The sequence below is a fragment of the Aeromonas oralensis genome, assembly GCF_049665575.1.
Lineage (GTDB): Bacteria > Pseudomonadota > Gammaproteobacteria > Enterobacterales > Aeromonadaceae > Aeromonas > Aeromonas hydrophila.
Map to the genome: position 1 here is coordinate 4,560,357 of NZ_CP187186.1, position 9,644 is coordinate 4,570,000.

At 58.6% G+C, this 9,644-nt stretch carries 6 protein-coding genes, 1 tRNA gene and 2 rRNA genes (1 of these 9 only partly in view); 4 read left to right on the plus strand and 5 right to left on the minus strand.

Going from position 1 to position 9,644, the window contains the following annotated elements:
- Nucleotides 1-45: 45 nt before the first annotated feature.
- Nucleotides 46-501, plus strand: a complete 456-nt coding sequence (locus ACPDZI_RS21395; RefSeq protein WP_024945508.1) for a c-type cytochrome — start codon at nucleotides 46-48, stop codon at nucleotides 499-501.
- An 85-nt stretch (nucleotides 502-586) separates the two neighbouring features.
- Nucleotides 587-2,872: a putative bifunctional diguanylate cyclase/phosphodiesterase gene (locus tag ACPDZI_RS21400; RefSeq protein ID WP_438833760.1), complete on the plus strand. Its 2,286-nt coding sequence runs from the start codon at nucleotides 587-589 to the stop codon at nucleotides 2,870-2,872.
- A gap of 7 nt (nucleotides 2,873-2,879) precedes the next feature.
- Here the strand turns inward: ACPDZI_RS21400 and rep are convergent, their stop codons facing one another.
- Nucleotides 2,880-4,892 carry a DNA helicase Rep gene (gene rep / locus ACPDZI_RS21405; RefSeq protein ID WP_168968099.1) on the minus strand — a complete coding sequence of 671 codons (2,013 nt, stop codon included), beginning with the start codon at nucleotides 4,890-4,892 and terminating at the stop codon, nucleotides 2,880-2,882.
- Between the two features lie 152 nt (nucleotides 4,893-5,044).
- On the opposite strand from rep, the gene ACPDZI_RS21410 reads away from it, so the two are divergent.
- Together ACPDZI_RS21410 and ACPDZI_RS21415 are read left to right on the plus strand one after the other, a co-directional pair.
- Nucleotides 5,045-6,265, plus strand: coding sequence for an aminotransferase class V-fold PLP-dependent enzyme (locus ACPDZI_RS21410; RefSeq protein WP_438833761.1), 1,221 nt, complete (start codon nucleotides 5,045-5,047; stop codon nucleotides 6,263-6,265).
- A 13-nt stretch (nucleotides 6,266-6,278) separates the two neighbouring features.
- The gene (locus ACPDZI_RS21415) at nucleotides 6,279-6,713 is read left to right on the plus strand and encodes a SufE family protein (RefSeq protein ID WP_438833762.1); all 435 of its coding nucleotides are present in this window, start codon (nucleotides 6,279-6,281) and stop codon (nucleotides 6,711-6,713) included.
- Nucleotides 6,714-6,734: 21 nt separating this feature from the next.
- Here the strand turns inward: ACPDZI_RS21415 and tcdA are convergent, their stop codons facing one another.
- From tcdA to ACPDZI_RS21435, 4 genes are all read right to left on the minus strand, one after another.
- A complete protein-coding gene (gene tcdA, locus ACPDZI_RS21420) occupies nucleotides 6,735-7,571 on the minus strand; it encodes a tRNA cyclic N6-threonylcarbamoyladenosine(37) synthase TcdA (protein ID WP_438833763.1) in 837 nt (278 codons plus the stop codon).
- Nucleotides 7,572-7,718: 147 nt separating this feature from the next.
- A tRNA-Asp gene (locus tag ACPDZI_RS21425) sits at nucleotides 7,719-7,795 on the minus strand.
- A gap of 97 nt (nucleotides 7,796-7,892) precedes the next feature.
- Nucleotides 7,893-8,007, minus strand: a 5S ribosomal RNA gene (rrf, locus tag ACPDZI_RS21430).
- A gap of 83 nt (nucleotides 8,008-8,090) precedes the next feature.
- A 23S ribosomal RNA gene (locus tag ACPDZI_RS21435) occupies nucleotides 8,091-9,644 on the minus strand (it continues 1,335 nt past the right edge of the window).

The following is a 9,644-nucleotide window of genomic DNA, read 5'->3' on the forward strand; positions in this document are numbered from 1 at the left end:
TAATCCAGTCGTTTTCTAGGGATAATAAAAGCCTGCTGGGAGTACATGAGCGTGTTGAAAAAACTGAGCTATTTGCTGGCGGTCGGGATGACGGCCGCCAGTTTGTCCGGCGTGGTGCTTGCTGCCGATGATATGTCACCGGAGGCAATTGCCGAGCGGATCAAGCCTGTCGGTCAAGTCTATACCGCCAAGGATCTGGAAGGGATTGCGACCGCAGGCGCAGCCCCTGCGGCGGCAGCGGCATCTGGCCCGCGCGACGGCGAAGCTGTGTTCAAGGGCGCCTGCTTCGCCTGCCACGATGCCGGCATCGCCGGTGCTCCCAAGCGTGGCGACAAGGCCGCCTGGGAACCGCGTATCGCCCAAGGCATTGAAACACTTAAGAAACACGCCATTGCCGGCTTCGCAGGCAAGACCGGTGTGATGCCACCACGAGGAACTTGCGCCACCTGTAGCGATGAAGAGATCGAAAACGCCATTCACTACATGATCGACAAGCTCTAAGTGTTTGAAAGGGCCGCATTTGCGGCCCTTTCAATCTGATGACTTCCGGCTACTCTTTGTAGGGTAGGCAAACCGGGAGTTACTCATGTCAGCGCAACCAATAGCACCCCATTACTCGACTCCCTTGCTGGCGTTAGTCTCCGCTATTATGGATTTCCCCGCCCCCTCCGCTGCCACTTCCAAAGATTACGACACCCTGATCCAGCAGCTGAACCAGCTCTGCCCGCTGCAGCATTTCGGCATGCTCGGCTTGTCGGAAGCCGGCCTGCAGTGGGTATGCGAATACCAGATCTCCGACAGCTTCAAGTTGCAGTTGGGGCTGGAAGAGTCGCGCATCACCGATCAACTGACCCAGCTCGATGAAGTCGATGGCTGGTGCTCGCTGCCGGTCGAGCATGGTCAGATCCAGTGGTTGCTGGCCTGCTGCCAGCCCAAGGAGCTGCCAACCCTGCGCCTATTGCTGGAGTGCCTGGCCAAGCGGTTGAACGAGACCCAGGCAGGCTCCCAGCTGTCGGAGCTAGCCTCACCGCTCATCCGCAAAGACCCTGACTGGCAAAAGAAGATAGAGAGTATCAACCGCATCATCCGACTGGCCAACACCTTGCCCAGTCAGGCGCTGTTCTCTCAGCTCGAGGCAGTACTGCGCCAGATACTGGCCATTCAGGACATGTTGCTGGTGCGCATCGACAGCCACCGGCTCGAGAAGATCTATCCGGAGCAGCCCCCACACAGCGACGAGTTCATCACCGGGCTGTGCCACAGCACCAACAACATGGAGCAGCACAAGGAGCAGCTCTACTGGTACAGCCAACCGCTGCGTCTGCAGCAGCAGTACTTCGCCCACTTTCTCATCAGCCTGCAGCACCCGCTGGAAACCGATGACCGGCTGTTTCTCGACTTCCTGCGCAGCCAGCTCACCCTGCTGCTGGAGCTGAGGCGGATCCGCCAGCAGTTGCACGACATAAACTCGGAAGACTCCATCAACCAACGCCTGCAACAGTTGCGTCAGACCAACCTCCGGCTGCAAAAGCAACTCAAGCAGCATCAGGAGCTGGAACGCCGGCTGCAGTTCGACGCCCTGCACGATCCGCTGACCCAACTGCCCAACCGGGCCCTGTTGATGAATCACCTCAACCACGCCATGACCCACTTTCACCGCTACAAGTCGCCCGGTTTTTCGCTGATCTTCATCGATGTTGACCACTTCAAGCAGGTCAACGACACCCTAGGCCACAGCGCCGGTGATCAACTGCTCAAGGAGATGAGCCGCCGCCTGCAGACCTGCATTCGGCAAAATGACATGGTGGCCAGGCTGGGTGGGGATGAATTCGTCATCTATCTGGACAACAGCAAGACCGAGGAGGATATCAGCCCGGTACTCAACCGCATCATCAGCCGTCTCTCCTACCCTTTTCGGCTGATGGGCAACGAGCTGGGCATCACTGTCAGTCTGGGGGTGGCCAGCGTATCGGAACAGACCTCGGACATCAGCCAGTTGCTCCATCAGGCCGACTTGGCCATGTATCAGGCCAAACGCAACGGCCGTAGTCGCATCGTCAGCTATTCGGAAGAGTGTTCGGTACAGACCTGGGCATCACCGGAAGAGATGTTGGCAAGAGCGCTGCGCGAAGGGCGTATCATCCCCTATTTCCAGCCGGTGATCCGGCTCAAGGACAGCCGGCTGACCGGGCTGGAGGTGATGGCCCGCTGGATCACCGAAGAGGGGGTACTCAAGGACGCGTTCGACTTTATCCCGCTGGCGGAGCAGTGCGGTCTCATTCAGGAACTTGACTACCAGATCCTGAGCCACACCTGCCAACAATTGAAGGGGTGGCTGCCGCTGTCAGGCCAGAGCAAGTTCAAGGTGGCCATCAACTTGTCCGGCAAACATCTGGTCAGTCATGAGCAGATCATGAAGTTGGTTGAAATCATCGAATCCGAGGGGATAGCCCCCGGTTATCTGATCTTCGAGTTCAACGAGCGGGAGCTGTCACGGCAGGACTCCGATGCCCTCACCTCTTTGCACGAACTGAGAGCCAAGGGTATCCAGATCAGTCTTGATGACTTTGGGACCGGATTTTCTTCCCTCAACGCCCTGTTCCACTTCCCGGTGGACTACATCAAGGTGGATGACAGCTTCACCCATCGCATGCTGCAGTCACCCAAGGATCTCGCCCTCATTCGTGCCATGCGCGACATCTGCCAGGATCTGGACTTCACCCTGGTGGTGGAAGGCATCGAAAACCAGCAGCAACTGCAGAAGCTGATCGATCTCGGCTGTCTGATGGGCCAGGGGCGCTATATCTCGCCCCCCATGCCCGGAGCCGATATCACTCCCCTGCTCACCCAGACCAAGAACGAGCGCGGCTAACCTCCACTCAATCCTTCTTGAACAGCGCTCTCAGGTTGGCGACCCCGACCTGCCCCTTCTGCTGGCGCTCCTCGGCCGTCACCTTCTTCTGGTTTTCCCACTCCAGATCGTCCTGCGGCAGCTCCAGCAGGAAGCGGCTCGGCTCCGGCCGCACCGACTCGCCGTACTGGCGCCGTTCCTTGCAGAGGGTAAAAGTCAGTTCGGTCTGGGCCCGGGTGATACCCACATAGGCGAGGCGCCGCTCCTCCTCCACGTTGTCCTCGTCGATGCTGGTCTGGTGGGGCAGCAGCCCCTCCTCCATGCCCACCATGTAGACATAGGGAAACTCCAGCCCCTTGGAGGCGTGCAGGGTCATCAGCTGCACCTGGTCAGCCTCGTCCTCTCCCTCGTTGCGTTCCATCATGTCACGCAGGGTGAGCCGGGTAACCACCTGAGCCAACGTCATCGCTTCCTCCAGCTCATCGCCCTCCAGCATCTCGGTGATCCAGCGGTAAAGGGTGGAGACGTTCTGCATCCGCATCTCTGCCGCCTTCGGGCTGGGAGAGGTCTCGTAGAGCCACTCCTCGTAGTGGATCTCCTTGATCATGTCCCGCACCGCCTCCACCGGATTGCCGCGCAGCGCCTGATCGCCAAGGCGTACCAGCCAGTTGGTGAAGGCCTGCAGGGCGGATAGACCGCGCCCGGAGAGGTGCTGCTCCAGCCCCAGCTCGAAGCTGGCTGCAAACAGACTTTTGCCACGCTGGTTGGCGTATTGGCCCAGCTTCTCCAGCGTGGTGGGACCGATCTCGCGGCGCGGCAGGTTGACCACCCGCAGGAAGGCGGTGTCCTCATCCGGGTTCACCAGCAGCTTGAGATAGGCCATGATGTCCTTGATCTCGGTGCGGGAGAAAAAAGAGGTGCCACCCGAGATACGGTAGGGAATGCGGTTGGTCATCAGCGCCTTCTCGAAGATGCGCGACTGATGGTTGCCCCGATAGAGGATCGCGTAATCCTTGAACCGGGTGCGGTTCATGAACTTGTGGCCCATCAGCTCGGCGGCGATACGCTCCGCCTCGTGCTCTTCATTCTTGGCAAACAGCACCTTGAGCTTCACCCCCTCGTCCAGCTCGGAAAAGAGCGCCTTGTCGTAGACGTGGGGGTTGTTGGCGATCAGGATGTTGGCACACTTGAGGATGCGACGCTTGGAACGGTAGTTTTGCTCCAGCTTGATGAGCTTGAGGCTGGGAAAATCCTCGTTCAGCAGCACCAGGTTCTGCGGCTTGGCACCGCGCCAGGAGTAGATGGACTGGTCATCGTCCCCCACCACGGTAAAACGGGCCCGCTCGCCGACAATCTGCTTCACCAGCTCGTACTGGCTGGTGTTGGTATCCTGATACTCGTCGACCAGCAGGTAGCGGATCTTGTTCTGCCAGCGGGTGCGCACCTCCTCGTTGCTCTTGAGCAGCAGGGTCGGCATCACGATGAGATCGTCAAAATCCAGCGCGTTATAGGCCACCATCTGGCGGTGATAACGCTCGTAGAGCTGGGCCATCAGCACCTCTTCCGGGCCACGGGCAATGCGCATGGCGCGAGCCGGCAGGATGAGATCGTTCTTCCAGTTGGAGATCTGGCTGATGAGGGCCGAGAGCTTGTCCTTGTCGTTGTCGAGCTCCACCTCGGTCAGCTCCTTCAGCAGCGCCAGCTGATCGGTGTCATCAAACAGGGAGAAGTTGGCCTTGAGATTCAGGCTCTTGTGCTCCCGGCGGATGATCTCGAGCCCCAGAGTGTGGAAGGTGGAGACCATCAGCCCCCGCGCCTCCTTTCGGCCCAAAGTCTGGCCGACCCGCTCCTTCATCTCCCGTGCCGCCTTGTTGGTAAAGGTAACTGCGGCGATGTTGCGCGCGTTGTAACCACACTGCTGCACCAGATAGGCAATCTTGTTGGTGATGACGCGGGTCTTGCCCGATCCGGCACCCGCCAGCACCAGGCAAGGGCCGGAGACAAACTTGACCGCTTCGTTCTGATTGGGGTTGAGCTTCATGGGCCGGATCTCTTGGCTTATGATGAGGGGCGGCATTGTAACAGAGATCCCGCAGGCAGCCGAAACCGCAGGCAATATCCCGCCACTGCGCCTTGTGTTTGACCGCCATTTTCCGGATCATGGCCGACTTTTCCAGATGATATGAGGGGAGCATGAACCAGCAACAGCACGCCCGGCTGCGCAGCCAGTTTCCGGCCTTGGCACAAGAGGTCAACGGCCACCCTCTGGTCTATCTGGACAATGCCGCCACCACCCAGAAGCCGCACGCGGTACTGGATGCCATCGCTCACTACTATCGGGCCGACAACGCCAACGTGCACCGTGCCGCCCACGCCCTGAGTGGCCGCGCTACCCGAGCCTTTGAGGCTGCCCGCGAGACGGTCGCCCGCTTTATCAATGCGCCCCGCAGCCACGAAGTTATCTGGACCCGTGGTACCACAGAAGCGATCAATCTGGTGGCCCAGAGCTGGGGGATGAGCGAGCTCAAGGCGGGGGAGGAAATCATCCTCAGCACGCTGGAGCACCACGCCAATATCGTCCCGTGGCAACTGGTCGCCCAACGCACCGGCGCGGTGATCCGGGTCATCCCGCTCGATGAGCGGGGCGATCTCGATCTGGCCGCCTATCACGCCATGCTGGGGCCACGGACCCGACTGGTAAGCGTGGCCCACGTCTCCAATGCCCTTGGCACCGTCAATCCAGTCAAAGAGATGGTGGCAGCGGCCAAGGCAGTCGGCGCTCTGACCCTGCTCGATGGCGCTCAGGCGGTGGCTCATCTCGAGGTGGATGTGCAGGCCATCGGTTGCGACTTCTACGCCTTCTCCGGTCACAAGCTCTATGGCCCGACCGGCATCGGTGTGTTGTGGGGCCGCACCGAACTACTGGAGCGGATGCCGCCCTGGCAAGCCGGTGGCGAGATGATCGACAGAGTCAGCTTCGCCGGTACCACCTTCAACTCCCTGCCCTTCAAGTTCGAGGCGGGCACCCCCCATATTGCTGGCGCTATCGGCCTCGCCGCAGCCATCGACTTTGTGATGGGGCAAGATCGGCATTGGCTCGCCAGCCATGAGCAGGCGCTAACCGACTATCTGGTCGCAGGCCTGCAACAGGTGCCGGGGCTGCGCCTGATCGGCGAACCCGACCAGCGCGCCGGTGCGGTCTCGTTCCTGCTGGAGGATATCCACCCGCAAGATGCCGCTACCCTGCTCGACATGCAGGGGATCGCCCTGCGAGTCGGCCATCACTGCACTATGCCGCTGATGGAATCGCTCGGGATCGGCGGCACCCTGCGCGCCTCGTTGGGCTGCTACAACAATCGGGATGATGTCGATGCCCTGCTGGCCGCCCTACACAAACTCAGTGACTTCTTCTAAGGCAGACAACCAAATGAGTGACCTCGCAAGCTATACCCAGATTGGCCTTGAGCCCAACGCCGACATCATCCGCCAGCAGTTTGCCGCCGCTCACGGCTGGGAGAACCAGTACCGGCTCATCATCCAGCTTGGCAAGCAGTTACCGGTGCTACCCGGCGAATGGCAGCAGGAGGCATTCCGCCTCAAGGGTTGTGAAAGCCAGGCGTGGCTGAAGGGAGAGAAAAGCGAGGATGGCTGCTGGCATTTTGCCTGTGATTCCGATGCCCGCATCGTGCGCGGCTTGATCGTCATCGTGCTGGCCGCGCTCAACCACCAATCGTCTGCGGCGATCCAGGATTTTGATATGGAAGGCTATTTCAGCGCACTTGGGCTTGAGAAACACTTGAGCCCGTCACGAGGTAACGGGCTCAGAGCGATCGTGCTGGCGATCCGGGAGCAGGCTGTCTAACCCGCCTTGTTCTGCGGTCGATTACGCTTCTCTAATCGACCTAGCGTTTTCATTCCCGCCCTCTTTCTCGGCGCGGGCACCCCGCTCGGCAATCTTCTTCAAGACCCGGGACGCAGCAACCAGCCCGAAAGTTGCCGTCACCGGCGTCACGGCGCCAAAGCCGGAGGCGCAATCCATCTTCATGGTGCCATCGCTGGCTGCCTTGGCCTGACAAGTGCCACCATTGCCATCCGGATAGCTCAGCTGCTCGGTTGAGAAGACACACTCCACCCCGAATTTGCGCGCAGGATTCTTACTGAAGTTGTGCAAGCGGCGCAGGTCGGAGCGCACCTTGGCAGCGAGCGGATCTTGAATGGTCTTGGCCAGATCCGCCACAGTGATCTGGGTCGGATCCATCTGCCCGCCGGCACCACCCGCGACGATCACCGGGATTTTGTTGCGCTTGCAGAAGGCAATCAGCGCCACCTTGGCCTTGACCGAGTCGATGGCATCCACCACATAGTCAAACTCCCGCTTGATATGCTCGGCCAGATTATCGGCGGTGACGAAATCATCCACCTCGATCACTTCGCAATCCGGATTGATCGCGCGAATACGCTCGGCCATCACCTCGGTCTTGAGGCGACCAACCGTACCCTGCATGGCGTGGATCTGGCGATTGGTGTTGGTGATGCAGATATCATCCATGTCGATCAGGGTGATCTTGTTGATACCGGCGCGGGCCAGCGCCTCGGCAGCCCAGGAGCCAACGCCGCCGATCCCCACCACACAGACCTTGGCCTGGCTAAAGGAACGCAAAGCGTTCTGACCATAAAGACGGGCAATGCCCCCAAATCGCTGTAGATACTCTGCTTTCATACCACCACCTTGCTTGAGGGCGGCCATTATAACGGCAACCTCTCTCAGGGGCGATGATCGGATGATGGTGGTGTTGATGTGAGAGAAAAGGAGTGCTGTGTCGGGAATGAAAAAAAGCCCAGTCGTTAGACTGGGCTTCTTAAGTAGTGGCGGAGCGGACGGGACTCGAACCCGCGACCCCCGGCGTGACAGGCCGGTATTCTAACCGACTGAACTACCGCTCCGCTGTCTGGTTAGCTTTTTGCTAAATTGTCTGCCGCTTCATTGAGGTGTCATCCTCTCGGCCAATTATGCAATGTGTGCATAACTGTTTGATTGGGTGCCTGGCAGTGTCCTACTCTCGCATGGCGAATGCCACACTACCATCGGCGCTACCGCGTTTCACTTCTGAGTTCGGCATGGGATCAGGTGGTTCCACGGCGCTATGGCCGCCAGGCAAATTCTTCAATCTAAGAAAGCTGATTTTGTTGTTCGTTCTCGGTATCTGCTACAAGCCTTAGAACACTTCTTGGGTGTTGTATGGTTAAGCCTCACGGGTAATTAGTATGGGTTAGCTCAACACGTCGCCGCGCTTACACACCCCACCTATCAACGTTGTGGTCTCCAACGGCCCTTTAGGACCCTCAAGGGGTCAGGGATGACTCATCTCAGGGCTCGCTTCCCGCTTAGATGCTTTCAGCGGTTATCGATTCCGAACTTAGCTACCGGGCAGTGCCACTGGCGTGACAACCCGAACACCAGAGGTTCGTTCACTCCGGTCCTCTCGTACTAGGAGCAACTCCCTTCAATCATCCAACGCCCACGGCAGATAGGGACCGAACTGTCTCACGACGTTCTGAACCCAGCTCGCGTACCACTTTAAATGGCGAACAGCCATACCCTTGGGACCGACTTCAGCCCCAGGATGTGATGAGCCGACATCGAGGTGCCAAACACCGCCGTCGATATGAACTCTTGGGCGGTATCAGCCTGTTATCCCCGGAGTACCTTTTATCCGTTGAGCGATGGCCCTTCCATTCAGAACCACCGGATCACTATGACCTACTTTCGTACCTGCTCGACCTGTCCGTCTCGCAGTTAAGCTGGCTTATGCCATTGCACTAACCTCCTGATGTCCGACCAGGATTAGCCAACCTTCGTGCTCCTCCGTTACTCTTTGGGAGGAGACCGCCCCAGTCAAACTACCCACCAGGCACTGTCCGCGACCCCGATTCAGGGGCCTGCGTTAGAACATCAAACATACAAGGGTGGTATTTCAAGGACGGCTCCAGCGCAACTGGCGTCACGCCTTCAAAGCCTCCCACCTATCCTACACATGTAGGTTCAATGTTCAGTGCCAAGCTGTAGTAAAGGTTCACGGGGTCTTTCCGTCTAGCCGCGGGTACACCGCATCTTCACGGCGAATTCGATTTCACTGAGTCTCGGGTGGAGACAGCATGGCCATGGTTACACCATTCGTGCAGGTCGGAACTTACCCGACAAGGAATTTCGCTACCTTAGGACCGTTATAGTTACGGCCGCCGTTTACCGGGGCTTCGATCAAGAGCTTCGCTTGCGCTAACCCCATCAATTAACCTTCCGGCACCGGGCAGGTGTCACACCCTATACGTCCACTTTCGTGTTTGCAGAGTGCTGTGTTTTTGATAAACAGTCCCAGCCATCTGGTCACTGCGACTCCCGACAGCTCCATCCGCAAGGGACTTCACCATCAAGAGCGAACCTTCTCCCGAAGTTACGGTTCTATTTTGCCTAGTTCCTTCACCCGAGTTCTCTCAAGCGCCTTGGTATTCTCTACCCGACCACCTGTGTCGGTTTGGGGTACGATGACTTGTAATCTGAAGCTTAGAGGCTTTTCCTGGAAGCAGGGCATCAATGGCTTCCGCACCGTAGTGCGTTCGTCTCGTGTCTCAGTGTTGTGTCTCCGGATTTGCCTAGAAACACCACCTACGCACTTTCACCAGGACAACCGTCGCCTGGCCCACCTAGCCTTCTCCGTCCCCCCATCGCAATTACAAGTCGTGCAGGAATATTAACCTGCTTCCCATCGATTACGCCTTTCGGCCTCACCTTAGG

What these genes read in the sequence shown, in the direction of transcription:
- ACPDZI_RS21395 (WP_024945508.1), top strand. Translation starts at nt 46, where the DNA reads ATGAGCGTGTTGAAAAAACTGAGCTATTTGCTGGCGGTCGGGATGACG.
- ACPDZI_RS21400 (WP_438833760.1), top strand. Translation starts at nt 587, where the DNA reads ATGTCAGCGCAACCAATAGCACCCCATTACTCGACTCCCTTGCTGGCG.
- rep (WP_168968099.1), bottom strand. Translation starts at nt 4,892, where the DNA reads ATGAAGCTCAACCCCAATCAGAACGAAGCGGTCAAGTTTGTCTCCGGC.
- ACPDZI_RS21410 (WP_438833761.1), top strand. Translation starts at nt 5,045, where the DNA reads ATGAACCAGCAACAGCACGCCCGGCTGCGCAGCCAGTTTCCGGCCTTG.
- ACPDZI_RS21415 (WP_438833762.1), top strand. Translation starts at nt 6,279, where the DNA reads ATGAGTGACCTCGCAAGCTATACCCAGATTGGCCTTGAGCCCAACGCC.
- tcdA (WP_438833763.1), bottom strand. Translation starts at nt 7,571, where the DNA reads ATGAAAGCAGAGTATCTACAGCGATTTGGGGGCATTGCCCGTCTTTAT.